General features: G+C 62.9%; 20 protein-coding genes. 15 read left to right on the plus strand and 5 right to left on the minus strand.

The window, feature by feature from the left end:
• Nucleotides 1-34 precede the first annotated feature (34 nt).
• The 4 genes from ASC48_RS12060 (at nucleotide 35) to ASC48_RS12075 (ending at nucleotide 5,936) form a co-directional block, all read left to right on the plus strand.
• Entirely contained in the window at nucleotides 35-1,042 is a 1,008-nt protein-coding gene (locus tag ASC48_RS12060) for a TRAP transporter small permease subunit (RefSeq protein ID WP_055456053.1), read from the plus strand.
• A 19-nt stretch (nucleotides 1,043-1,061) separates the two neighbouring features.
• Nucleotides 1,062-3,728: a TRAP transporter large permease subunit gene (locus tag ASC48_RS12065; RefSeq protein ID WP_055455991.1), complete on the plus strand. Its 2,667-nt coding sequence runs from the start codon at nucleotides 1,062-1,064 to the stop codon at nucleotides 3,726-3,728.
• A 79-nt stretch (nucleotides 3,729-3,807) separates the two neighbouring features.
• On the plus strand, nucleotides 3,808-4,341 hold the full coding sequence (locus ASC48_RS12070) for a TRAP transporter small permease subunit (protein WP_055455992.1): 534 nt from the start codon (nucleotides 3,808-3,810) through the stop codon (nucleotides 4,339-4,341).
• Nucleotides 4,342-4,349: 8 nt separating this feature from the next.
• Complete coding sequence (locus ASC48_RS12075; protein WP_055455993.1) at nucleotides 4,350-5,936, plus strand: TRAP transporter large permease; 1,587 nt, start codon at nucleotides 4,350-4,352, stop codon at nucleotides 5,934-5,936.
• 10 nt (nucleotides 5,937-5,946) lie between these two features.
• On the opposite strand, the gene ASC48_RS12080 is transcribed toward ASC48_RS12075, so the two are convergent.
• Together ASC48_RS12080 and ASC48_RS12085 are read right to left on the minus strand one after the other, a co-directional pair.
• Nucleotides 5,947-6,648 carry a response regulator transcription factor gene (locus ASC48_RS12080; RefSeq protein WP_208975691.1) on the minus strand — a complete coding sequence of 234 codons (702 nt, stop codon included), beginning with the start codon at nucleotides 6,646-6,648 and terminating at the stop codon, nucleotides 5,947-5,949.
• 31 nt (nucleotides 6,649-6,679) lie between these two features.
• Nucleotides 6,680-8,668 (minus strand): PAS-domain containing protein, encoded by a 1,989-nt coding sequence (locus ASC48_RS12085; protein ID WP_055455995.1) that lies wholly within the window; start codon nucleotides 8,666-8,668, stop codon nucleotides 6,680-6,682.
• Nucleotides 8,669-8,921: 253 nt separating this feature from the next.
• On the opposite strand from ASC48_RS12085, the gene ASC48_RS12090 reads away from it, so the two are divergent.
• The 10 genes from ASC48_RS12090 to ASC48_RS12135 all read left to right on the plus strand — a co-directional run bounded on the left by ASC48_RS12090 (nucleotide 8,922) and on the right by ASC48_RS12135 (nucleotide 20,170).
• Nucleotides 8,922-10,907, plus strand: a complete 1,986-nt coding sequence (locus ASC48_RS12090) for an AMP-binding protein (RefSeq protein WP_055455996.1) — start codon at nucleotides 8,922-8,924, stop codon at nucleotides 10,905-10,907.
• A 20-nt stretch (nucleotides 10,908-10,927) separates the two neighbouring features.
• Nucleotides 10,928-11,734, plus strand: coding sequence for an ABC transporter ATP-binding protein (locus tag ASC48_RS12095; protein WP_141658937.1), 807 nt, complete (start codon nucleotides 10,928-10,930; stop codon nucleotides 11,732-11,734).
• A 12-nt stretch (nucleotides 11,735-11,746) separates the two neighbouring features.
• A complete protein-coding gene (locus tag ASC48_RS12100) occupies nucleotides 11,747-12,700 on the plus strand; it encodes a branched-chain amino acid ABC transporter permease (protein WP_055455998.1) in 954 nt (317 codons plus the stop codon).
• A 6-nt stretch (nucleotides 12,701-12,706) separates the two neighbouring features.
• Entirely contained in the window at nucleotides 12,707-13,783 is a 1,077-nt protein-coding gene (locus ASC48_RS12105; protein WP_055455999.1) for a branched-chain amino acid ABC transporter permease, read from the plus strand.
• Between the two features lie 98 nt (nucleotides 13,784-13,881).
• Complete coding sequence (locus ASC48_RS12110) at nucleotides 13,882-15,204, plus strand: ABC transporter substrate-binding protein (RefSeq protein WP_055456054.1); 1,323 nt, start codon at nucleotides 13,882-13,884, stop codon at nucleotides 15,202-15,204.
• A gap of 76 nt (nucleotides 15,205-15,280) precedes the next feature.
• Nucleotides 15,281-16,114, plus strand: a complete 834-nt coding sequence (locus tag ASC48_RS12115) for an ABC transporter ATP-binding protein (RefSeq protein WP_055456000.1) — start codon at nucleotides 15,281-15,283, stop codon at nucleotides 16,112-16,114.
• A 42-nt stretch (nucleotides 16,115-16,156) separates the two neighbouring features.
• Nucleotides 16,157-17,401, plus strand: coding sequence for a phenylacetate--CoA ligase family protein (locus tag ASC48_RS12120; RefSeq protein ID WP_055456001.1), 1,245 nt, complete (start codon nucleotides 16,157-16,159; stop codon nucleotides 17,399-17,401).
• A gap of 132 nt (nucleotides 17,402-17,533) precedes the next feature.
• Complete coding sequence (hemH, locus tag ASC48_RS12125; RefSeq protein ID WP_055456002.1) at nucleotides 17,534-18,613, plus strand: ferrochelatase; 1,080 nt, start codon at nucleotides 17,534-17,536, stop codon at nucleotides 18,611-18,613.
• Between the two features lie 103 nt (nucleotides 18,614-18,716).
• Nucleotides 18,717-19,718 (plus strand): SPFH domain-containing protein, encoded by a 1,002-nt coding sequence (locus ASC48_RS12130; RefSeq protein WP_055456003.1) that lies wholly within the window; start codon nucleotides 18,717-18,719, stop codon nucleotides 19,716-19,718.
• Nucleotides 19,715-20,170: an NfeD family protein gene (locus tag ASC48_RS12135; RefSeq protein ID WP_055456004.1), complete on the plus strand. Its 456-nt coding sequence runs from the start codon at nucleotides 19,715-19,717 to the stop codon at nucleotides 20,168-20,170. Before ASC48_RS12130 ends, ASC48_RS12135 begins: the two co-directional genes overlap by 4 nt.
• A 188-nt stretch (nucleotides 20,171-20,358) precedes the next feature.
• Here the strand turns inward: ASC48_RS12135 and ASC48_RS12140 are convergent, their stop codons facing one another.
• The 3 genes from ASC48_RS12140 to ASC48_RS12150 form a co-directional block, all read right to left on the minus strand.
• Entirely contained in the window at nucleotides 20,359-21,207 is an 849-nt protein-coding gene (locus ASC48_RS12140) for an OmpA/MotB family protein (RefSeq protein WP_055456005.1), read from the minus strand.
• Nucleotides 21,208-21,235: 28 nt separating this feature from the next.
• Nucleotides 21,236-22,003, minus strand: a complete 768-nt coding sequence (locus ASC48_RS12145) for a motility protein A (RefSeq protein ID WP_055456055.1) — start codon at nucleotides 22,001-22,003, stop codon at nucleotides 21,236-21,238.
• Nucleotides 22,004-22,124: 121 nt separating this feature from the next.
• The gene (locus ASC48_RS12150; protein WP_055456006.1) at nucleotides 22,125-23,141 is read right to left on the minus strand and encodes a KpsF/GutQ family sugar-phosphate isomerase; all 1,017 of its coding nucleotides are present in this window, start codon (nucleotides 23,139-23,141) and stop codon (nucleotides 22,125-22,127) included.
• Between the two features lie 320 nt (nucleotides 23,142-23,461).
• On the opposite strand from ASC48_RS12150, the gene ASC48_RS12155 reads away from it, so the two are divergent.
• Nucleotides 23,462-24,892, plus strand: a complete 1,431-nt coding sequence (locus tag ASC48_RS12155) for an outer membrane beta-barrel protein (protein WP_208975692.1) — start codon at nucleotides 23,462-23,464, stop codon at nucleotides 24,890-24,892.
• Nucleotides 24,893-25,003 lie beyond the last annotated feature (111 nt).

Below are 25,003 nucleotides of genomic sequence, written 5' to 3' on the forward strand. Positions count from 1 at the left end.
CTGGTTCAAACCTTTTTTGACGAGGCGCTTGATGATGACGGCCTTGAACCCGGTTCAAGGCGCCGCTGCAGAGGGTGCGCGTGCGCTGGAATCCCGGACCGGTGGTGTTCTTGCCATCCGGTTGTTCGGTTGGATCAATCTGGCAGTCATGACTGCCTTCCTGATCAACAACTACCTTACCTACTGGCAGGGTTTTCCCGGACCTGGAGCCGGATCGGCCGGCGCGCAGATGCAGACCGGCCTCTATGCCGTGCTGGCGCTTCTGGCCGTGGCCTATGTGCTTTATCCCGGCTCACCCGGACTGCGCGCCGACAGCGAGCGGATCAACAGGCTGAACGCCTTCCTGATCCGCTGGGCTTTCTGGGCAGTGGTTATCGTCGGGATCGCCGACGCAACGATTTCTTTCCTGCGGGTTGAAGGCGTGCTGGAAGCGGTGTTCGGCCGGCAGCTGGCGAGCGATCTCGGGCGGGCGCAATTCCGCGGCGGCTATGTACACATGCCGCTCATCGCACTGTCGGTCCTGCTCGCGGCGGTTACGCGGACCCTCGGCTTCTACTGGCTGGCTCTTCTGGTGGTGGTATCCCAGCTTCTGATCGTGCTGGGGCGCTTCGTTTTTTCCTACGAACAGGCGTTCCTGTCTGACCTCGTGCGCTTCTGGTATGCGGCGCTGTTCCTGTTTGCCTCTGCCTACACGCTCCTTGAAGAGGGGCATGTGCGTGTGGATGTGCTCTATGCCAGCTTCGGCGAGACGGCGAAGGGCTTTGCCAATGCCTTCGGTGCCATCGCCTTCGGCATGGTGTTCTGCTGGACCATTCTTTACTTCGGTCTGGGGTCCAGGCAGTCGATCATCAACAGCCCCATGCTCTCCTATGAGACGACACAGGCTGGCTTCGGCCTGTATGTGAAGTATCTGATGGCGGGCTTCCTGGGCGTTTTCGCCGTGAGCATGATGATCCAGTTTGTCAGCTATCTGTTTGCTGCCGTGGCGGATATGCGCGGCGAACCCGGACGCCGCGAACTTTCCAGCTCCATCAAGCACTGACCCAGCAGGATTTGCACCTATGGAACTGTTTTTCCTTATTCTGCTGATCGTCCTGATGGCGGCGGCCCTTGGCTCGGGCTTTCCCGTCGCCTTTGCCCTGCCGGGATCGGCAATCATCTCCATCGGCCTGGCTGCCGGCGCTGGCTATCTGTTCGCCGGCCACACCGATGCCTATTTCTCTCATGGCGGCCCCACCCAGTGGCTGAGCGCCGGGGTGACCAACTTCCGCGGCATTTACTGGGAGGCGGAGCGCGACACGCTCATCGCCATTCCGCTGTTCATCTTCATGGGCATCATGCTGCAGCGGTCCAAGATCGCCGAGGATCTGCTCATCACCATGGCACGGCTTTTCGGACCGGTGCCGGGCGGTCTGGGCATTTCGGTCATCCTGGTGGGCGCGCTGCTCGCCGCCACCACCGGCATTGTCGGCGCCACCGTTGTGGCCATGGGCCTCATCTCGCTGCCCGCGATGATGCGCAACAACTATTCGGTGCCGCTGGCCACCGGCACGATCGCTGCTTCCGGCACGCTGGGCCAGATCATTCCGCCCTCCATCGTGCTGATCATTCTGGCCGACCAGCTGTCCTCCAGCGTCGATCAGGCCGGCAACCTGCGCCAGGCTCTCTTCCGCGATGCCAATGGCCCCGGCCAGATGCCGTCCGATCTGGCCATTGCCTCCACCAGCGCGGGCGAGCTGTTCCTCGGCGCCATCCTGCCCGGCCTGCTGCTGGTTGGTCTTTATGTGCTGTTCATGCTCGGCTTTGCGCTCATCAACCCCAAGGCTGCACCGGCTGTGCGCGGTCAGGGCAAGATGGACCGGCAGTTCCTGTTTCAGGTGTTCATCACGCTGGTGCCGCCGCTCGCCCTGATCGTGCTGGTGCTCGGCTCGATCATGGCCGGCATCGCTACGGTCAACCAGGCCGGTGCTGTTGGTGCCATCGGTGCCATGATCATGGCCGGCTACCGGCTGCAGGACGGCAAGGGCAGGGGCGTCTATACGCCGGCGATGATTGCCGTTCTGGCGCTTCTGGGCATTGCCGTCGCCGTCAGCTTCTATGACACCAATATCAAGCGGGTCTTCGCCAATGGCGATACGACCGGCATCGTCCTCGGTGCCATCGCCGTTTCGATGCTTGTCTTTGCGGTGATCTGGAGCGGCTGGCGCACGATGGTGACGGACAACACCTTGCGCGAAGTGATGATCGAGACGGCCAAGGGCTCGTGCCTCGTGTTCATCATCCTGATTGGCGCGGCCATGCTGACATCGGCTTTCCGCGCCTTTGGCGGTGAGGATCTGGTCAAGGACTTCCTGCAAGGCCTGCCCGGCGGCTTCTGGGCCCAGTTCCTCATGGTCATGCTGGTGATCTTCATCCTCGGCTTCTTCCTCGATTTCATCGAGATTGCCGTGGTGGTGGTGCCGATTGTTGCGCCGATCCTGCTGGCTGACCCGTCCGCCAACGTGACGGCAGTCTGGCTTGGCGTGATGTTCGGCCTCAACCTGCAGACCTCCTTCCTCACCCCGCCCTTCGGCTTCGCGCTCTTCTATCTGCGCGGCGTGGCTCCGGCGGTGGTGAAGACGCTGCAGATCTACAAGGGCGTGATCGCCTTCATCGGCATCCAGCTGGTGGCGCTGGCGATTGTTGGCTTCAATCCGCAGATCGTGAACTATCTGCCGAACCGGTCCTCGCTGCTGTCAGAGACCGCGCCGCCGCCGAAGAACCCGCGTCTGCAGTATTGCATCGAGACCTACACCAGCCAGCAGTTCCGCCAGAACGGCACCGCGATCACCGCCGCCATCAGCCAGCTCAAGGGAACGGATGTCAGCTATCTGCCGTCCGATCTGCAGCAGGAGCTGAAGTCCGGGCTGCAGAACGCTGAAAAGGCCATTCCGCAGATGGCGGAGATCGATGCCGCCGTTGCCGCCGTCACGCAGGCCGCAGTGACCTACCGTCCGTTGCAGGTTCAGGTGCGGGCGATCGAGCGGGATGCGCGCAAGATCGAGCGTGAGATCAAGGAACTGGAGGTGATCATTTCGCGCTCCGGTCCGACCGGCATCTATTCCGCGGAGCGGGGAGAGGATGCAAAGGCGGAAATAGCGGAGCTGCAGGCCGCGCATGATGCGCTGCTGGCGAAGATCCCGGCCAGCTGGGAAGACGTCCATACTGACTTTGCCAAGGTGCAGGATGCGGAAAACAAGGCACGTCTTGCCTACCGCCGCCTCGTGGACAATGCCTCCGAGCCTGTGATGAAGGTGACCGCCGCGCTTCAGGCCGCACCTGCTCTGCAGGAGATGGAGGAGAAGTTCACGGCCCTGCAGGATGCGGTCATCTCCAAGCCTCTGCCCGAGGTGCTGGAGCAGATCGACCTGCTGCGCAGCGAGGTCTCCGCCCTTGAAGGCACGGCCGAGATCCGCAAGGGGATCAACGAGGCCCGCAAGATCATGCGCTCCAATGTGCCCGATCCGCAGGCCGCTGTGGCCGAGCTGGACAATTCCATCGCCGCGCTCAGGCAGGATCTCGCGTGGCGCCAGCGCGCTTTCGACGAGTTGCTGCCGAAGATCAGCGCCTATGATGCTGCCACCAGCGGCACCATCGGCCTGCGCCAGCTGCCGCGCCTGCCGCGTGATGTGGCGGTGGCTCTGGCGCCGTGCCTGTCGAAACACCGGGATGTCTCGCTGAATTTCTGACAGCTGGCTATTGACGAAAGCAGGGCGGGGATGGCTGATGGTTCTTCCCCGCCCTTTGCTTTTCCGAAAAGGCTCCGCGATGTTCCGCACCGCTCAGGTGATCTCGTCCCTCAATTCGGCGATTGGCCGCGCCGTGTCCTGGCTGATGCTGGGCATTGTGCTGGTGCAGTTTGCGGTGGTCATCCTGCGGTATGTGTTCGGGGCAGGTTCGGTCTGGGTGCAGGAAAGCATCCTCTACATGCACGGCTTCCTGTTCCTGCTGTCTGCCGCCTACGCGCTGGCCATTGATGCCCATGTGCGGGTGGATGTGTTCTACCGGGATGCCAGCTCCGCCCGCAAAGCGCTGGTGGATCTGGCCGGATGTGCCCTGTTCCTATTGCCCATGTGCGCCGTCATCCTCTGGCACGCCTGGCCCTTCGTCCAGATCTCCTGGATGATCCGGGAAGGCTCGCGCGAGACGTCGGGCATTCCGGCTCTTTATGTGCTGAAGACAGCGATCCTCGTCTATGCCGGGCTGCTGGCGCTGCAGGGCCTTGCCCTGATGCTGCGCGCTGCCGCTGCCCTGTCGGGCAATGCCCCGGCGCTTGAAACATTCGCCCGGAAAGAGGGCTGAGACATTCCATGGACCTGACTTCCATCCTCGACATTCTCATGTTTGCCACGGCAGTCATCTGCCTGATGGCCGGTTTCCCGGTGGCCTTCACGCTGGCAGGCGTTGCTCTCGTCTTTTCGCTGCTGGGCCATTTCTCAGGTGCTTCCCTGTCGCTCGGCGCCATTCCGCTGCGCATCTTCGGCATCATGACGAACGAGACGCTGATTGCCGTGCCGCTCTTCATCTTCATGGGCGTCATGCTGGAGCGCTCCAAGGTGGCGGAAGATCTGCTGGAGGCCATGGGCCGGCTCTTCGGCAAGATGCCCGGCGGGCTGGGGCTGTCTGTTTCCATCGTCGGCGCGCTGCTGGCCGCCTCCACCGGCATCGTCGGGGCGACGGTGGTGACCATGGGGCTTCTGTCCCTGCCCACCATGCTGCGCAACGGCTACAGCCCGCGCCTTGCCACCGGTTCGATTGCAGCGGCCGGAACGCTGGGCCAGATCATTCCGCCGTCGATCGTGCTGGTGTTTCTCGCCGACCAGCTTTCCAGCGCCTATCAGACGGCGCAGCGCAACCTTGGCAACTGGTCGCCGGATCCGTTCTCGGTGGGCGATCTGTTTGCCGCCGCGCTCATTCCCGGACTCTGCCTCGTCGGGCTTTACATTGCCTATCAGATGGCCGTTGCCTTCCTGTCGCCCCACAAGGCGCCGCCCATGCGCGGGGCAGATGGAGGCGCGCCGGAAAAGGTGAGCCTGAAGGAACTGGTCAGCGTGCTGGTGCCGCCGCTGGCTCTGATCATCGCCGTTCTCGGCTCGATCCTGGCCGGTGTGGCAACGCCGACGGAAGCTGCCGCAGTCGGCGCCGTGGGTGCGCTGCTTTTGGCGGGCTTCCGGGCCGATGTATCCCGGCCCCTGCCGGTTTATGCCGGAGCGGTCTGCCTGCTGGCGGCCCTTGCCCTGTCGCGGGTGGTGGATCTTCGCATCACGCGGCTTGAAATCGGGCCGCTGGAATGGGCCGGGATCAGCCTTGCGGCGCTGCTGTGCCTTGGCGGGGCCTGTGGCATTGCCGTCTGCCTTGCCCGCGTGCTGCGCTCGGGCGTGCTGGCGCCGGTGATCCTGTCCTCGACACAGATCACCGCCATGGTCTTTACGATCATGATCGGTGCGACGTTCTTCTCGCTGGTGTTCCGGGATCTTGGCGGCGACGAGCTGGTGCATTCGCTGCTGAGGGACCTGCCGGGCGGCGCACTCGGCGCCATGCTTGCGGTCATGCTCGTCATGTTTGTGATGGGCTTCTTCCTCGATTTCCTGGAAATCGTCTTCGTCGTGGTGCCGCTTGTCGCCCCCGTGCTGCTGCAGCTGCCCATGCCCGACGGCAGTTCCATGCATCCGGCCTGGCTGGGGGTGATGATGGCGGTCAACCTGCAGACCTCCTTCCTCACGCCGCCCTTCGGCTTTGCCCTGTTCTATCTGCGCGGCGTTGCGCCAGCCTCCGTGCGCAGCTCCGATATCTACCTCGGCATCATCCCCTTCGTGCTGATCCAGGTGCTGATGCTGGTGATCCTCTGGTTCGTGCCGCAGCTCGCCACCTGGCTGCCGCAGGCGATCTACGGGTAGCCGCTGGAGTTTACGCCCAGTCCACCTGTGACGTCAGCATGTAGCCTGAGCCGTAGATGGTGCGGATGAGGGGTGTGGCGGATTCGGTCGCCAGTTTCTTGCGGATGCGGGAGATGCGCACGTCGATGGACCGGTCGAGGCTGTCGTCGCGGCCGCCGTGCTCCAGCAGGTAATCGCGTGAGAGCACGCGCTTGGGGGCCCGCAACAGGGCTTCCAGCAGGGTGGCTTCACCCGTGGAGAGGAACGTCTCCTCGCCCGAGGGCGAGACGAGCCGCAGGGCGCCGGGATGAAAGGTCCAGCCGGCAAAGCGGGCGGCATTGCCCTTGCCGGGGGGCGCGGCCTGACGCTCGGACGAGCGGCGCAGCACGGAACGCAGCCGCGCCACGATCTCGCGCGGGTCGAAAGGCTTCACCACATAATCGTCTGCACCCATTTCCAGCCCCATCACCCGGTCGGAGGAATGGCTGCGGGCGGAAAGCACGATGACGGGCAGGGAGGTACGCTTGCGGATTTCGTTGATGAGGCTCATGCCGTCCATGTCCGGCAGGCCCAGATCGATGAGGCAGGCGTCGGGCAGCTGCTGGTCCATCATGGCGAGCATCTTGCCCGCCTGCTGAAAGCAGACCGAGCGGAAGCCATAGACCTCCAGTGTGCTGGCCAGAATGGCGCAGATCTCCGCTTCATCGTCGCAGATGTAAACAAGTCCGGACATGGCTGTTGCACTGCTTCCGGTGCCGGGCGTCTCAGGCGTCATGAGCGGTGATCTTCCTCAAGGTTCCAGACAGCGCCGCCATATCAAAGGGCTTGGTCAGAAGCGGAAAAGCTGCGGCATCGGCCTTCTGGCCTGCCCCTTCCGCTGGCGCACCATAGTCGGCATAGCCGCTCATCAGCGCAATGCCGATGTCCGGGCGCTCCTGCCGGATCTGGTGCACGAGGGCCAGCCCGTTCATCTGGCCGGGCATCACCACATCGGACAGCACGCCCCGGATTTCCGCCACATCCCGTGCCAGTTCAAGGGCATCTGCCGGGCTTTCTGCCGTCAGTACCGTATAGCCAAGGTCACGGATCTGAAGGGCGACCGCTTCGGCGACGGCCGTTTCATCCTCCACGAGCAGGATCAGCTCGCCATTGCCCATGGCAAGGGCCGTCTGCACGCCCTCAGCTGCCGTTCCGGAAGGGCCGGTGCCGGCACTGAGGGGCAGCAGCAGCGACACGGTGGTGCCTGCACCGGGGGCGGTGGAAATATCCGCATGCCCGCCCGCCTGCCGGACAAGGCCATAGACCATCGACAGGCCCAGGCCGGAGCCGGTGCCGAAGGGCTTTGTCGTGAAGAAAGGCTCGAAGGCCCGCTGCCGGGTCGCTTCATCCATGCCCTGGCCGGTGTCGCGCACGCTGATGCGGGCATAGGGGCCTGCCGCCAGACCCGCGCCTGGCAGATCGCGCTCCGCCAGCTGCACCTGCGACAGGCTGACGGTGATGCTGCCGCCTTCACGCATGGCATCGCGGGCATTGAAGACGAGGTTGACGATGGCCGTCTCCAGCTGCGCCGGGTCCACACGTGCCACCAGCCGTTCATCGGAAAGATCAAAGGACAGGTTGATGGCGCCGGGGAGGGAGCCGTGCAGCAGCGTCGCGGTATTGGCCAGAAGCGGGGCCAGTTCCACGGTCTGCAGGTCTGAGGACTGGCCCCGGCTGAAGGCCAGCATGCGCTGGGTCAGGTCCGCCCCGCGCTGTGCCGCCTGCAGCATGGGGGCCAGGTGGGCCTCCACGTCGGCGGGCGTTACCTCACTGCCCTTGCGCTTCAGGCTGAGGAGATTGCCCATCAGGATGGCAAGCAGATTGTTGAAGTCATGCGCCAGCCCGCCGGTCAGCTTGCCGACCGCATCCATGCGCTGCGACTGGGCGAGCGCCGCCTCGTTGCGCTTCTGCTCCGTTGCATCCAGCGACAGCACGAAAACGCCGAGTGTGCGCCGGTCTACCGTCATGTCCGGAATCAGGGTGGAGCGCATGTAGGCCAGATCGCCATTCGGCTTGCGGCGGCTGTATTCATAGGACACCGCATGGCCGCTGAATGCATGCTCGATCTGCGGCTGCAATTCGGTGAAGAGTTCCGCCCCCAGCACCTCGCGGGCGGGCCTCCCCGCAATGGAGGCGATGGAATGGCCAAACCATTCCGCATAACGCCGGTTGGCGAAGCGGAAGACGGGACCGGCGCCGGAGCCCGTGTCCGGGGCCATGTAGGCGACAAGGGCGGGAATGTTGTCGGTAACGAAGCGAAGCCAGTCCTCGCTCTGGCGCAGGGCGCGGGTGCGCTCGGCCACGGTCCGCTCCAGCTTCTCCTGCCGCTGCCGCTCCTCGGTGATATCGGTGTAGATGGTGACGAACCCGCCCTGCGGCAGAGGCGTGCCACGCACGGCAATGACCTGGCCGTTGGGGCGGATGCGCTCGAAATAATGCGGCACGAACTGGCGCGCCCGCTCCAGCCGCCGCTGGATCTTGCCCTCCACATCGCCGGGCCCGTATTCCCCGCGCTCCGTGTTGACCCGCAGGAACTCGGCCAGATGCGCGCCGCGCCGGGCCAGTTCCTGCGGAAAGTCCAGCATCTCCCACAGGCCCCTGTTCCAGGCCACCAGTTGCAGGTTTGAGTCGAAGACAGAGAAGCCCTGATTCACATGATCAAGGGCAGCCTGCAGCATGTCGATATATTCGGTGGTGCCGGAGCTGATCGTCATGGCGTGAGTTTAGGCAGAAGGCCGGAGGGAACACCAGTCAGCCATCGGATGAATGGAGGATGACCCTGAAACAATTCGTCACAGTCTGAACATACTGGCGCAATGCACCGCGTCTACCGTCAAATGCAACCCATGGTGAGACATCCGCAGGCTCCGCCAAAGAAAGAGCTTGCGGCCCTTCGGGAGGAAGGCGTCTCATGAGGGCCAAAACGCGACTCCGGTAAACGGGGCGCCTGGGAGGGTGGACGACGCGATGGCAGGATTGACCAGCGCTGCGAGGGAGGGTGCTGACACCTTTCCGAAGATTCTCTTGTGCAATGCAAAAGAACTTGGTTCTCGCACTGCAGTGCGGGAAAAGGACCTTGGTATCTGGCAAAGCTGGACATGGTCAGAAGTTCTTGACGAGACGCGCAGCTTTTCCATCGGCCTTGGCAGACTTGGTTTGAAGGCCGGTGACAAGATCGCAATTGTAGGCGCCAACAGGCCCCGGCTTTACTGGTCGATGGTGGCGGCTCAGGCGCTTGGCGCCGTGCCTGTCCCGGTCTACGCAGACTCCGTAGCGGAAGAAATGGCCTATGTTCTGGGTCACGCAGAGGTTCGCTTTGCGGTTGTAGAGGATCAGGAGCAGGTCGACAAGCTTCTCTCCATGGCGGAGACCGTGCCGAGCCTGAGTGCCGTGATCTATGATGATCCGCGCGGCCTGCGGGACTATGACCACGGCCGCCTGTTCAGCTTCACCGGCGTGCAGGATCTTGGCCGCCAGCATGTTGCAGCAGATCCGAAGGCGCTCAGCGCCTGGGAAGAGGGGCTGGCGCAGGGCAAGGGCAGCGACATTGCCGTGATGCTCTACACCTCCGGCACCACCGGCCGCCCCAAAGGCGTGATGCTGTCCTTCGACAATCTGGTCATTTCGGCGCGCAACGCCAATGCCTTCGACAAGCTGGACGAGAGCGAGGACATCCTCGCCTATCTGCCGATGGCCTGGATCGGCGACCACGTGTTCTCGCTGGCGCAGGCCTATACGGCCGGTTACTGCGTCAACTGCCCGGAAAGCCTCGATACGGTGGATCTGGACCGGCTGGAGATCGCGCCGACCTATTTCTTCGCTCCCCCGCGCGTTTTTGAAAGCATGCTCACCCGCATCATGGTGCGCATGGAAGATGCAGGCCGGGTGAAGAAGGCCATGTTCGACTATTTCATGGGCGTCGCCCGCCGGTCCGGCGAGAAGATCCTCAACGGTCAGCCAGTGCCGCTGACGGACAGGCTGCTTTACGGCCTTGGCGAGTTTCTTGTTTATGGCCCGCTGAAGAACCGCATGGGGCTTACCCGGCTGAAGGTCGGCTATACCGCCGGTGAAGCCATCGGGCCGGAGATCTTCAGTTTCTACCGCTCGCTAGGCCTCAATCTGAAGCAGCTCTACGGCCAGACGGAAGCCAGCGTCTACATCACCCTGCAGCCGGATGGCGAGATCTTTGCCGATACGGTCGGCAAGCCCGCCCCGCAGGTGGAGCTGAAGATCGCCGAAAACGGTGAGGTGCTCTACCGCTCGCCGGGCACCTTTGTCGCCTATTACAAGAACGACGAGGCCACCCGCACCACCAAGACGGAAGATGGCTGGGTCTTTACCGGTGACGCCGGCTTCATTGCCCCCAACGGCCACCTGAAGATCATCGACCGCGCCAAGGATGTGGGCAAGCTCAACAGTGGCGCGCTGTTTGCGCCCAAATACATCGAGAACAAGCTGAAGTTCTTCCCCAACATCAAGGAGGCGGTTGCCTTCGGCAATGAGCGGGATTTCGTCGGCGTATTCCTCAACATCGACCTGACGGCGGTGGGCAGCTGGGCCGAGCGCAACAACGTCAACTATGCCAGCTATCAGGAGCTTGCCGCCCATCCGGAGGTCTACCGGATGATCCAGCAGCATGTGGATCAGGTGAACCGGGATCTGGCGGCAGAGCCGATGATGGCCGGCGCGCAGATCCACCGCTTCCTCATCCTGCACAAGGAGCTGGATGCGGACGATGGCGAGCTGACGCGCACGCAGAAGGTTCGCCGGTCCTTCATCGCCGAGCGCTACGCGCCGCTGATCGAAGGGCTCTACGACGGGTCCACTTCGCGCCATGTGCGCACCGAAGTGACCTTCGAGGATGGCCGCACGGGCGTCATCGAGGCAACTGTCGAAATCAGGGACATGACGCCGCACGCCCCAGTGCAGGCCATGCGGGAGGCTGCAGAATGAACGCGATGACAGCAACCAGCATGCCCGCTGCCAAGCCGGCGTCCAGAATAGAACCTGCTCCGGAAGCGCTTTTGAAGATTGAGAACGTTTCGCTCTCCTTCGGCGGTGTGAAGGCGATCACCAATATCTCCTTCGACATCCGCAAGGGCGAGATCCGCGCCATCATCGGCCCCAACGGGGCAGGCAAGACGTCGATGCTCAATGTCATCAACGGCTTCTACCATCCGCAGCAGGGTACCATCACCTGGAAAGGGCAGACCCGCAGCAAGATGCGGCCCTATGATGCGGCGGCGCAGGGCATCGCCCGCACTTTCCAGAATGTGGCGCTGTTCAAGGGCATGAGCACGCTGGACAACATCATGTCCGGCCGCTCGCTGAAGATGCACCGCAACTTCTTCTGGCAGCTCCTGCATTACGGTCCGGCGCGGGATGAGGAAATCGAGCACCGCCGCAAGGTCGAGGACATCATCGACTTTCTGGAGATCCAGGCCATCCGCAAGACGCCGGTGGGCAAACTGCCCTATGGCCTGCAGAAGCGGGTGGAACTGGGCCGGGCGCTGGCCATGGAGCCGGAGCTTCTGCTGCTCGACGAGCCGATGGCCGGCATGAACCTTGAGGAGAAGGAGGACATGAGCCGCTTCATCCTCGATGTGAACCAGCAGTTCGGCACCACCATCGCCCTCATCGAGCATGACATGGGCGTGGTCATGGACCTGTCCGACCGGGTGGTCGTGCTCGACTACGGCAAGAAGATCGCCGATGGCCCCCCTGCCGAGGTGCAGGCCAGTCAGGAAGTCATCGACGCCTATCTCGGCGTGGCGCATTAAGGGGGGACGGCGATGCTCTATGATATTTTCATCCTGCCGTTTGCGCAGATGGCCGATCAGCCGGATTTCCTGCTGCAGGTGCTGTGGGAAGGCTTCGTGGCAGGCATTCTCTATGCCCTGATCGCCCTTGGCTTCGTGCTGATCTTCAAGGCCTCCGGCGTTTTCAACTTTGCGCAGGGCATCATGGTGGTCTTCGCGGGTCTGACACTTGTCGGGCTCTATGAGCACGGCGTTCCCGCGTTTCTGGCGCTGCTTTTGACCATCGGTGTGATGGGCATTCTGGCCTACACCATCGAGCGGGTGGTGATGCGGCCGCTGGTGAACCAGCCGGAAATCATCCTGCTGATGGCGACCATCGGCATGACCTATTTCCTCATCGGCTTTGGCGAGTTCATCTTCGGCGGCGAGCCGAAGCGGATGATCACCGAAGAGCTGTGGCTGCCGACGGGCTCCACCGCCATCGAGTTCGGCGAGCGCGGTCTCGTCATCCTGCAGCATATCGACATTGCGGCGGCAGTGATCGCCATGCTGATGGTGGCAAGCCTTGGCATCTTCTTCAACAAGACCCGTATCGGCCGGGCGCTGCGTGCGGTGGCCGATGACCATCAGGCGGCGCTCTCGGTCGGCATCTCGCTGAACCAGATCTGGGCCATCGTGTGGTTTGCCGCCGGTATCGTGGCGCTGGTGACGGGCATCATGTGGGGCGCGCGTTCGGACGTGTCCTTTGCGCTGGAGATCGTCGCCTTCAAGGCCTTGCCGGTGCTGATCCTTGGCGGTTTCACCTCCATCCCCGGCGCCATCATCGGCGGACTGATCATCGGCTTCGGCGAGAAGCTCGGCGAGATCTACTGGGGTCCGCTGGTGGGCGGGGGCATCGAGTCCTGGCTCGCCTACATCATCGCCCTGGTCTTCCTTCTGTTCCGTCCGCAAGGTCTCTTCGGCGAACGCATCATCGAGCGCGTGTGAGGTCCCATGTTTTACCGTGAGGCAGGCCAGTTCAAGACGAGCTACGAGGCGGATCAGGCGCTTTTCCCGATCCGGCAGGACCGGATCGGCATTGCGATCCTCATCTTCGCAGCCTTTGTCGCAATTCCTTATCTGGCTAACGACTTCTTCCTCAGCTCGATCATGATCCCGTTCCTGGTGTTCTCGCTGGCGGCGATCGGGCTTAATGTGCTGACGGGCTTTGCCGGTCAGCTCTCCCTTGGCTCCGGCGCCTTCATGGGCGTCGGCGCCTATGCAGCCTACAAGCTCACCTCCATCTTCCCGGATGTGAACGTGATCCTGCTGGTGCTGGTGTCGGGCGTGTTCTCGGCCGGCATCGGCGCGATCTTCGGTCTGCCGAGCCTGCGCATCAAGGGGCTCTATCTGGCGGTGACGACGCTGGCGGCGCAGTTCTTTCTGGAGTGGTGCTTCATCCGCATCGGCTGGCTCTACAATTACAACGCCTCCGGCGCCATCGAGATCCCGCACCGCACGATGTTCGGCATCACCATCGCCGGGGCCGAGGCCACACCGCTGACGCGCTACTTCATCGTGCTGTGCATCACGCTTGCCATTGCGGTGCTGGTGTCGAACCTCATCCGTGGCCGCATCGGCCGGTCCTGGATGATGATCCGCGACATGGACATTGCGGCGGAACTGATCGGCATCCGTCCGCTCCGGGCCAAGCTGCTGGCCTTCGCAGTGTCGTCCTACATCTGCGGCGTGGCGGGTGCGATGATGGTGTTCTTCTGGCTGAATGCGGCCGAACCCTCGTCCTATTCCATCGCCCTGTCGTTCCAGATCCTGTTCATGGTCATTCTGGGCGGGCTGGGCAGCATCGGCGGCTCGTTCCTGGGCGCTGCCTTCATCTGGATCCTGCCGGTCGTGCTGCGTGCCATTCCGGCGATGACGGGTATCGAGGTGGGGGCCGAGACGATCCAGCATCTGTCTCACATGATCGTGGGCGCGCTGATCATCTTCTTCCTGATCGTGGAACCGCATGGTCTCGCCCGGCTGTGGCAGATCGGCAAGCAGAAGCTTCGGGTGTGGCCGTTCCCGTACTGACGGCCACCTGGAAAGAAACCCGGCTGGAGCCTTCGTCCGCCACAACACACAAAGGCAAGCGGACCGGAAAGCCAGCCGTTCTTTGGGAGGAAAGCAACATGAACTTCAAGGCAATCGCATTGGGAACTGCACTTGCGCTGGGGGGCGCTGCGCCTTTCACCGTCCAGACCGCGGCAGCGGAAGGCAATTATATCCCGCTTCTGACCTACCGCACCGGTGCCTTTGCGGGCTCGGGCATCCACATCGCCAATGGCATGTATGACTATCTGCAGATGCTGAACGAACGCGATGGCGGCATCGGCGGCGTCAAGATCATTCTGGAGGAATGCGAGACCGGGTATGACCCGCAGAAGGGCATGGAGTGCTACGAGGCGACCAAGGGCAAGGGCGCCCTGATGTACAATCCCTACAACACCGGAACGACGCTGCAGATCATCCCGAAAGCGGGCGTCGACAAGATCCCGGTTCTGTCCATGGGCTATGGCCTGTCGGCTGCGGCCATCGGCAACACCTTCCCCTGGGTCTTCAACGTGCCGGACACCTACTGGGATGGCCTCTCCGTGGTCATCAAGTATATTGGCGAGCAGGAAGGCGGACTGGACAAGCTGAAGGGCAAGAAGATCGGCTACATCTTCCTCGATGCCGGTTTCGGCCGCGAGCCGCTGCCGCTGCTGGAGCAGCTGTCCAAGACCTACGGTTTCGAGGTCACCCAGTATCCGGTGCCCGCCAAGGAAATGCAGAACCAGTCCTCGCAGTGGCTGAACATCCGCCGCGACCGTCCGGATTACGTGATCATGTGGGGCTGGGGCGCGATGAACCCGACCGCCATCAAGGAAGCCGTCAAGACCCGCTTCCCGATGGACAAGATGATCGGCGTGTGGTGGTCCGGCGGTGATGATGATGCGGCAGCTGGTGGCGCCGGTGCGAAGGGCTACAAGGCGCTGAACATCTCCGGCCTCGGCACGGATTATCCGGCACTGGCCGACATCAAGAAGCTGGTCGTGGATGCCCGCAAGTCGCAGACCACCGAAGCCAATTTCGGCACCGTTCTCTATAACCGCGGCGTCCTGAACGGCGTGCTGATTGCCGAAGCCATCCGCACCGCGCAGGAAAAGACCGGCAAGACGGTTCTGACCGGTGCAGATGCCCGTATCGGCCTTGAGGCGCTCAACCTCTCCGAAGAGCGTCTGAAGGAAATCGGCCTTGCCGGCTTCGCCCATCCGATGAAGGTCACCTGTGAGGATCACACCGGCTCGCATCCTGTCTACATTCAGGAGTGGGACGGCGCCAAGTGGGTGAAGGCTTCGGACTGGATCGAGCCGATGAAGGACGCCGTGCGTCCGCTGCTTGAGGCCGCCGCCAAGGAATACACCGAGAAGAACGCTCCCTGGCCGGCCCGGACGGAGCCCTGCCCGAACTGACAAGAGTTCAGGACCGCTTTCTGCCGCGGACGTGAACCGCCCGCGGCAGGGACATGCCGGAAAGAGGATCAGACCCGTGCTTCAAGCTTCCAGCCCGGCTGCGGCCAGCAGCCCCATCCTGTCGGTGAACAACATCGAAGTGATCTATGATCACGTCATTCTTGTGCTGAAGGGCGTGTCCCTGACGGTGCCGGAAGGCGGCATCGTTGCCCTTCTGGGGGCCAATGGTGCGGGTAAGACCACGACGCTGAAGGCCATCTCCAATCTGCTGCGGGCCGAGCGCGGGGATGTGACCAAGGGCAGCATCACCTTCAAGGGCGATCAGGTGCAGGGCCTCTCCCCCAATGATCTGGTGCGGCGCGGCTGCATTCAGGTGATGGAGGGCCGTCATTGCTTCGGCCATCTGACCATCGAGGAAAATCTGCTCACCGGCGCCTATACGCGGCGGGACGGGGCAGGGGCGATCAGGGCCGATCTGGAGATGGTCTACAATTACTTCCCCCGCCTGCGGGAGCGGCGGCGCAGCCAGGCGGGCTATACTTCCGGCGGCGAGCAGCAGATGTGTGCCATCGGCCGGGCCCTGATGAGCCGGCCGCGCATGATCCTGCTGGACGAGCCTTCCATGGGACTGGCGCCGCAGCTGGTGGAAGAAATCTTCGAAATTGTGAAGCAGCTCAACGGGGAACAGGGCGTGTCTTTCCTCCTGGCCGAGCAGAACACCAACATCGCGCTGCGCTATGCCACCTACGGCTACATCGTGGAATCGGGCCGCATCGTGCTCGACGGCGAGGCCAAGGCGCTGCGCGAAAATGAAGACGTCAAGGAATTCTACCTTGGCGTTGGCGGTGAGGGCCGCAAGTCCTTCCGCGATGTGAAGCATTACAAGCGCCGCAAGCGGTGGCTGGCGTAACCAGCGCAAGTTATTTCAAGGCGAAGCAAGCGAGGACAGGCTATGACGGCGGAACATCGTGAAGCGCGCGAACGGCGGTCGCCGGATCAGCGCGAGGCGGAGCTTTTTGCCCGGCTTCCGGAAATCCTGCGCCATGCGCGGGAGGAAGCGCCCGGCTGGGCCCGCCATCTGAAAGGCGTGGATCCGGCTGCCGTTACCTCGCGGCAGGCACTGGCAGCCCTGCCGGTACTGCGCAAGTCGGACCTGCTGCAGCACCAGAAGGCGGAACCGCCCTTCGGCGGGTTTCTGGCCGGTTCCCTCAAGGGCGTGCAGCGGGTGTTCATGTCCCCGGGACCGATCTGGGAGCCGCAGCCGGAAGGGCAGGACCCGTGGAATGTGGCCCGTGCACTGGAGGCTGCCGGGTTTCAGGCGGGCGATGTGGTGATCAACACCTTCTCCTATCATCTGACGCCAGGCGGTTTTCTGCTCGATCACGGCGCGCGGGCGCTGGGCTGCACCGTCTTCCCCGGCGGCGTCGGCAACACGGAAATGCTGCTGGAGGCCATCGAGACGCTGAAGCCCTCCGGTTATGCCGGCACGCCGGACTTCCTGAAGGTGCTGCTCGACAAGGGAGCCGAGATGGGGCGGGACATGTCCAGCCTCAAGCGTGGGCTTGTCTCCGGCGGGGCGCTGTTTCCATCGCTGCGGGCGGAGTATGCTGCGCGCGGTATTGCGGTTCTTCAGTGCTATGCCACGGCGGAACTGGGCGTCATTGCCTATGAGAGCGAGGCCGGCAGCGGCATGATCGTCAACGAGGACTATATCGTCGAGATCGTGCGTCCCGGCACGGGTACACCCGTGGCTGATGGTGAGGTTGGCGAGCTTGTGGTCACCACCTTCAACCGGACCTATCCGATGATCCGCTTCGGTACCGGCGATCTGTCGGCGGTGCTGCCGGGCCAATCTCCTTGCGGGCGCACCGGACAGCGCATTGCCGGCTGGATGGGCCGGGCCGATCAGCGCACCAAGATCAAGGGCATGTTCGTTGATCCGGTGCAGATCGCCGATGTGCTCGCCCGCCACCCCGAAATCCGCAAGGCGCGGCTCGTTGTCACACGCGCCAGCGAGCAGGACGTGATGACCCTGCAGGTGGAAACGGCCACTTCGGAAACGGCCTCTGCCATTGCCGCAACCCTTCGGGAGGTGACCAAGCTGAAGGGCGCCGTCGAATGCCTGGCGGAAGGCAGCTTGCCGAATGACGGCAAGGTCATTTCCGATGAGCGTGACTATGGAGGGCAGGCGGCCTGATCCGCCTGTTTTCCTTCTTTTGGGCGGTAATGATCCGGACTGTGAGTTCTGACGTACTGGACAAGGCTGGCTGGTGTCTTATGTTCCGGCCAAATGTGCGCGTTTGCACGCCTGCCCGTTTCCGGAGTTGTCATGACCGTCCAGTTTTCCCCTGAAGCCCTGGCTGAAGCCGGCCCATCCATGCGCAGCATCAAGCTGCCGGAGGCCCACCCGCCGGTGAAGGCGGGCAAGATCGGTGTGCTTCTCGTGAACCTGGGCACACCGGATGCCACCAGCTACTGGCCGATGCGCCGCTATCTGCGCGAGTTCCTGTCCGACAGGCGCGTCATCGAATGGCCGAAGGCGCTCTGGTACCCGATCCTCTATGGCATCGTTCTGATCACCCGGCCGAAGAAGTCCGGCAAGGCCTATCAGGAGATCTGGAACAAGGAGCTGGACGAATCGCCGCTGCGCACCATCACCCGCAGCCAGTCGGACAAGCTCGCGGAGCTGATGGGCGATCATGGCGGCCGGCTGAAGATCGACTGGGCCATGCGCTATGGCCAGCCCTCCATCCGCTCGCGCCTTGAAGCGCTGAAGGCCGATGGCTGCGACCGTATTCTGGTGTTCCCGCTCTATCCGCAATATTCGGCCTCGACCACGGCGACGGTGAATGATGAAGTGTGCCGGGCTCTGCTCGAGATGCGCTGGCAGCCCGCCATCCGCACCGTGCCGCCCTATTACGATGACCCGGCCTATATCGAGGCCCTGAGCCAATCGGTGGAGCGGCATCTTGCCGGCATCGATTTCGAGCCGGATGTGATCCTGACCTCCTATCACGGCATTCCGCAGTCCTACTTCAAGAAGGGCGACCCCTATCACTGCCACTGCATGAAGACGGCGCGGCTGATGCGCGAGCGGCTGGGCATGAGCAAGGAGAAGCTGCGTGTTACCTTCCAGTCCCGTTTCGGCCCGGAAGAGTGGCTGCAGCCCTACACGGACAAGACTGTGGAGGCGCTGGCGAAGGAAGGCGTGAAGAAAATTGCCGTGATGAACCCCGGCTTTGCCGCAGACTGCCTTGAAACGCTGGAGGAAATTGCCGGAGAGGCCAGGGAGATCTTCCACGAGAATGGCGGCGGCGAGTTCACCCACATCCCCTGCCTCAATGACAGCGATCTGGGCATGGCCGTGCTGGAGCAGGTGGTGCAGCGCGAACTGTCCGGCTGGCTCTGAACCCTTCGGTCCTCAACGGGAATGCTCCCGATCCGGGTGGCATCGCAGGCTGATCCGTCGCATACTCCGCCCGTTTTGAAGGCAGATAAGACGGGAGCCTCGCATGCCCTTGGCCGATTATGGTTTCAACATTGTTCTAGTTGCACTCTTTTTCTTCGTCATCCTGCTGATTTTTGCGGGCGTGAAGACTGTTCCGCAGGGCTATAACCTGACGGTCGAACGCTTCGGCCGCTACCGGCGCACCCTCACGCCGGGTCTCAACCTGATTGTTCCAGTCATCGACAAGATCGGCCGCCGTCTTAACATGATGGAGCAGGTGCTCGACGTCCCCTCCCAGGAGGTCATCACCCGCGACAATGCCACCGTGACGGCGGATGGCATCACTTTCTATCAGGTGCTGGATGCTGCCCGTGCTGCCTATGAGGTGGCCGGGCTGGAAAACGCCATTCTTAACCTCACCATGACCAACATCCGCTCGGTGATGGGCTCGATGGATCTGGATGAGCTTCTGTCCAACCGTGACGAGATCAACACCCGCCTGCTGCGCGTCGTGGATGCCGCAGCCGAATCCTGGGGCGTGAAGATCACCCGCATCGAGATCAAGGACATCAACCCGCCGCGCGATCTGGTGGATTCCATGGCCCGCCAGATGAAGGCCGAACGTGACAAGCGCGCCTCGATTCTTGAGGCCGAAGGCAAGCGTCAGGCTGAAATTCTCAAGGCCGAGGGTGAGAAGCAGGCGCTGATCCTGCAGGCCGAAGGCCGCCGGGAATCTGCCTTCCGTGATGCCGAGGCGCGCGAGCGCGAGGCTCAGGCCGAAGCGACGGCAACCCGCCTCGTCAGCGAGGCGATTTCGGCCGGCGACATGCAGGCGATCAATTATTTCGTTGCGACGAAATACGTGGAAGCCTTCAAGGAGCTGGCAACCTCCCGTAATCAGAAGACCCTGATCCTGCCGATGGAGTCGGCTTCGCTGCTCGGTGCCCTGACCGGCATCGGCGAGATTGCCCGCGAGGCTTTCGGCAACAGGGATGGCGAGAGCCGGTCCAGCTCGGGTTCGGGCCTGCCGTCCGTGCCGCGTCCGGGGCAGAGTGAGGGTGCATGAGCACATTCGAGCAGATCTTCCAGGGATTTGGCGTCTGGGGCTGGTGGTTCGCCGGCATCCTGCTCTTTGGGGCGGAGGTGCTCGTTCCGGGCACCTTCTTCCTCTGGTTCGGCGTCGCGGCCATCCTGGTTGGTGTGGTCAACCTGATCGAACCGCTCATCTGGCAGACGAACATCATCCTCTTCGCGGTGCTGTCCATCATCAGCGTGATTGCCGGGCGATGGTTCATGCGGCGGCGGGAAAGCGCCGTTGGCGATCCCGGCCTCAACAGGCGGGGCAGCCGCTATGCCGGACACATCTTTGTCCTGAAGGACCCGATTGTCGCCGGGACAGGCTGGCTTTCCGTTGATGACACGGTCTGGCAGATCACCGGCCCGGATCTGCCAGCGGGCACCCGCGTGATTGTTGAAGGCGTGGAAGGTGTGCGCTTGCGGGTCAGGCAGGCGGACTGAACCCAATTCTCACAAGCGTGGTCGAGCCCGGGTGGCGTTGAGCCGGTTCAAGGCGCATTTTTGCCAGCTGCGTAAGCCCCGGGGCTTATACCAAGGCTTTCGGTGCTGACGCATCACGCCTTGAAAGTGCTCAAGCGCCGCACGGGCTCAACCAATGCTAGATGAGTCAAGCTCATCGAGCATTGGTATTACAGGTTACCCGGCGGGATTGGCGGGGCCTCGCGCATCAGCAAGATGCTGACGCGCCGGTTCGCCGCCAGGTAGGGGTCGTTCGGGAACAGAGGCTCCGTATCGGCCTTGCCCACCACCGAGAAAATCTGGTCTGACGGCACCCCATATTCGTTGAGGATCTGCCGGGCGATATTCGCCCGGTCGGTAGACAGTTCCCAGGTGGTGTAGTTGGGGTCTGTGGCGGCGCTGCCGGTTGTCGTGTGGCCGGTGACCTGGATCCGGTTCGGCATATCCGCCAGAACCGGGGCAATTTTTGCCAGGATACGGCGGGTGGTCTCATAGGGATATTTCGAGCCTTCCCGGAACATCGACCGCCCATCCTGATCCACGATCATGAGGTTGAGGCCTTCTTCGGTTTCCTCGAAAATGATGTGCTGGGAGATTTCGGTGATCTCCGGCATTTCCTGCAGGGCCTGGCGCAGGGTCGCAGCTGCCGTCGCGAACTGCCGGGAACGCTCGATCTCGGCCTCGACCGTGTCGTGGGTGTTGGCTTCCGGTCCCTGTTTGGTGTTCTTCTCGTGGCGTTCGCTGGCGAAGTCCGAATCCAGTTCCTGCGGAACCTGTGAGACCTGCTTCATGTAGTCGCGGATCGGAATGCCTTCCATTTCGATCACGCCAAGACGCCGCGAGTTCTCCTTGACTCCAAAGGCATCTTTCATCGAACCGGCGACGATCTGGAGCTTCTGCTTGTCCTGCACCGAGAAGGAGATGATCAGCACGAAGAAGCAGACGAGCAGGGACATCAGGTCGGCGAATGTCACCAGCCATTCCGGGGCGCCGCCGCCTGCAGGCTTTTTGCGTGCCATGACCTGTGCTCCCTTTCCGGTCCCTGCCTTATGCCGCGTCGATCAGGCCGGCACGGGCGCTTTCCGGCAGATAGGCGATCAGCATTTCGCGGATCAGCGCCGGGCTCTTGGATTCGCGGATCTGCAGGATGCCGTCGATGATGAGGGTCTGGTTGACCTCTTCAACGTCGAACTTGGCGTCGAGTTTGTCCACCATCGGCAGACAGAAGCAGTTGGAAATCAGCGCCCCATAAAGCGTGGTCAGAAGGGCGACGGCCATGGACGGACCGATGGCAGAAGGATCATCCATGTTCGCCAGCATCTGCACCAGACCGACGAGCGTGCCGATCATGCCGAAGGCCGGGGCGCTGTCACCCAGGGCCTTGAACACGCGCTTGCCTTCCGAAAGGCGCGAAAGCGTCAGGTCCCGTTCGCGCATCATCGATTCGCGGATGAACTCGATCTCATAGCCATCGGCGATGTATTGCACGCCCTTTGCCAGGGTAGGGTCCGAAACAGCAACATTTTCCAGCCCGAGCGGGCCTGACTTACGAACGATTTCGGCAAGGCTGCTGATTTCCTCAATCAGGTCGCGCGGCTTGATGTTCTTGGCGCCAAAGCCGACCTTTGCGCCAACGGCAAAGGCACTGACGATGCCGCCCAGCGAAAAGCGGATGAGGGTTGCGGCAAGACCGCCGCCGACCACGATGAGAATGGACGGAACATCGATGAACTGACCGAAGCTGCCGCCCATCAGGATTGCGATCATGACGATCGCAAAAGAGCCAACAACTCCGATAATTGAACCCAGATCCATTCCAAGCACCGTTTCCAAAGGCCGGGGAGGCCGAACACTCTGGCGAGAGCTTAGAGAAACTAGGCTAATCAATCCCTAATCGGGCCGTGAATTGAGGTTTCTGCGTTAAGCAGCCCTTGCGTCAGGCCGCGCCGATGCGCAAGAGATCGTGCATGTGGATGATGCCGGCAGGCTTGCCATCTTCCACGACGAAGATCGAGGTGATTGCCGCCGTGTTGAGGAACTCCAGAACGGCACCTGACAACATGTCGCCCGGCACGGATTTCGGCCGCCGGGTCATGATTTCATCGACGGTCTTGTCGAGGAAATTGCTGCTCATGTGACGGCGCAGGTCACCGTCGGTGACGATGCCGGTGAGATTGCCGGCCTGATCCGTGACACCGGCGACGCCAAAGCCCTTCTGTGTCATCAGCACGATGGCATCACGCATCCGCGTGCCTTCCACCGTGAGCGGCATGGCATCGCCCTTGTGCATGATGTCGCGGGCAAGCCGGAGGCTCGCTCCCAGCTTGCCGCCCGGATGGAAGACGCGGAAATCCTGCGCCGTGAAGCCGCGCGCCTCCAGAAGAGCCACGGTCAGGGCATCGCCGATGGCCAGTTGCAGCAGCGTCGAGGACGTCGGCGCAAGGCCATGCGGGCAGGCTTCCACCACCTGCGGCAGGGCGAGGACGACATCGGCTGCCTTGCCGAGCGCGCTGGTGGCCGATGAAGTGATGGCGATCAGCGGCACCTTGAATCGGCGGGTATAGGCGATGATGCTGGCGAGTTCCGGCGTTTCGCCGGACCAGGACAGGGCAACCACCGCATCATTCTGCGTGATCATGCCAAGGTCGCCGTGACTGGCCTCGCTGGCATGGACGAAGAACGCGGGCGTGCCGGTGGAGGCCATGGAGGCGGCAATCTTGGTGCCGATGTGGCCGCTTTTGCCGATGCCGGAAATGATGACGCGGCCTGCAATGCCATGCAGCAGCGCCACCGCACGGGTGAAGGGCTGAGCCAGGCTGTCCTGCAGCGCATCGCGCAGGGAGGTCAGAGCTGCCAGCTCCGTGCCGAGCGTCCGGTCCGCTGAAGCTAAAGTTTCGCGGTCCTCACTTGAAAGTGATGAGGGGGCGGTGTCGGTAAGGCTGGCGCTGTGCATGGCTTTGTCCTGTTGCGCTGCGGACCTCAGCCATTGTGCGGGCTGAGGCTTGTGCGGACTGAGGCCTGTCTATGCCAGCGGCGGCGGCGGCGCAAGCATCCGGGTGGATGATGCCTGCCCGGACGGGTCAGCGGTAACCCTCTGGCAATGCCAATTTACGGCACGGAAACCCGTGGTTAACCATGTATCCCGCATTTTGAGACGAATTGTACCCATGGGTCCCGGTCCGGCTTTTGATGATGCGCCAGTTTTTCTCCTGCCTGCTTGTGAGCGCCTTGAGCGCGTTGCCTGCGGCTGCGCAGGTGGCCGGCAGTCCGTCCATGGGCGCAACGGGACTGCGCACCAGCACCTTTGATGGCAGCGGGCAGGCCATGGACAGCACCGGCGGACAGGCTCTGCCACCGGCTGGTGGCGCGGCGCCTTCGGCCACAGGCTCCCTGCCGCCGGTCAATCCGACGCAGGCGCAGGTCTACTCCCTGATCGGCGGCCCGGAAGAGGCTGGCTCTGCCGGGCTTGTCGGCACCGGCCGCCAGAGCCAGACGCGGCCCTTCTCCGGCCGGGTCAATGCCGTGCGCCGGGTCAGCGCCAATGGCGGGCAGGGCGGCGCCCTCGGCAACGATGTGTTTGACGGTGAAACCACCTATGATGCGCCTTTGGGGCTGCGGGTGGGCACCTTTACGGTTGTGCCGCAATTGACGGTCTCCGGCGGCTGGTCGGACAATGCGGCCGGCTCTTCCAGCGGGCGTGCCAGCGCGCTCTACTCCGTTGCACCCGACCTGCAGATCCGCTCGGACTGGTCCCGGCATCAGCTGGATGTATCGTTGCGCGGCTCCTATGCGGCCTATCCCGGCAGCAGCGTGCGGAGCGAGCCTTCCATCGAGGCCAGAGCGGCGCTGCGGCTTGATGCCGGGGACAGCACGCAGATCAACAGCGCACTCGGCCATTCCTATTCGCGTGAAGACACATCCACGGCGGAGAACCCGAATGGGGAAGGCGATGTCAATGTGGTGAATGCCTCGCTGGGCGTGACCCGGGAGGCGGGCATTCTGGCAGCCACCCTGCGCGGTGATGTGGCCCGGACGATGTATTCCGAGGGGCAGAGCGGGACAGACCGCAGCGGACGCGACAACACGCTTTATTCTGCGACACTGCGGCTGGATGCCCGCACGGGCGCAATACTGCAGCCCTTTGCCGAAGTGACCGCTCTGCGCCGCTCCTTCGATGAGGATTGCGCTGCCCCTTGCATCCGCCGTGATGCCAGCGGCTATGCCCTGCGCAGCGGCGTGACCATTGCCGCCGGGCCAAAGCTTGCGGGCGAAGTGGCGGCCGGATGGCGGGTGGAGCGGCTGGACAGCCGCCAGCTTCAGGATCTGGCCGGCCTGACCATCGACGGTTCGCTCGTCTGGTCGCCGACGCGGCTGACCACCGTCACGGCCGGCCTGACCACAACGCTCAGCCCGTCGGATCTGGCCGGATCTTCCGGCTCGATCCTCTACAGCGCGGACCTGCGCGTGTCCCATGCCCTGTCCGAGAGGCTGGTGGCGCAGGCGGGTGCGGGCTATGCGCGGCGCCACTATCAGGGCGTGGGTATCGAAGAGGCAACCGCCAGCGCGCTGGCGGGAGCAACCTATGCCCTTACCCGCAACGTTGCCTTGACGGGGACATATACCTATCGGACCTTTGACAGCTCAATCCCCGGTGCGGATTACGATGAAAACCGCATCCAGGCGGGCGTCCGGATACGCCGGTGAGCCGATGAGGCCAGAAGATCAGCTTGCCAACATGGGGTGCGGGGGCATTCCGGGCATTAAGGAGGCCTGAATGACGAACAACGGTTTGACCGGACAGGATGTGTCCCGGCC

Source organism: Pannonibacter indicus, from assembly GCF_001418225.1.
In the GTDB taxonomy this organism is placed as follows: Bacteria; Pseudomonadota; Alphaproteobacteria; order Rhizobiales; family Stappiaceae; genus Pannonibacter; species Pannonibacter indicus.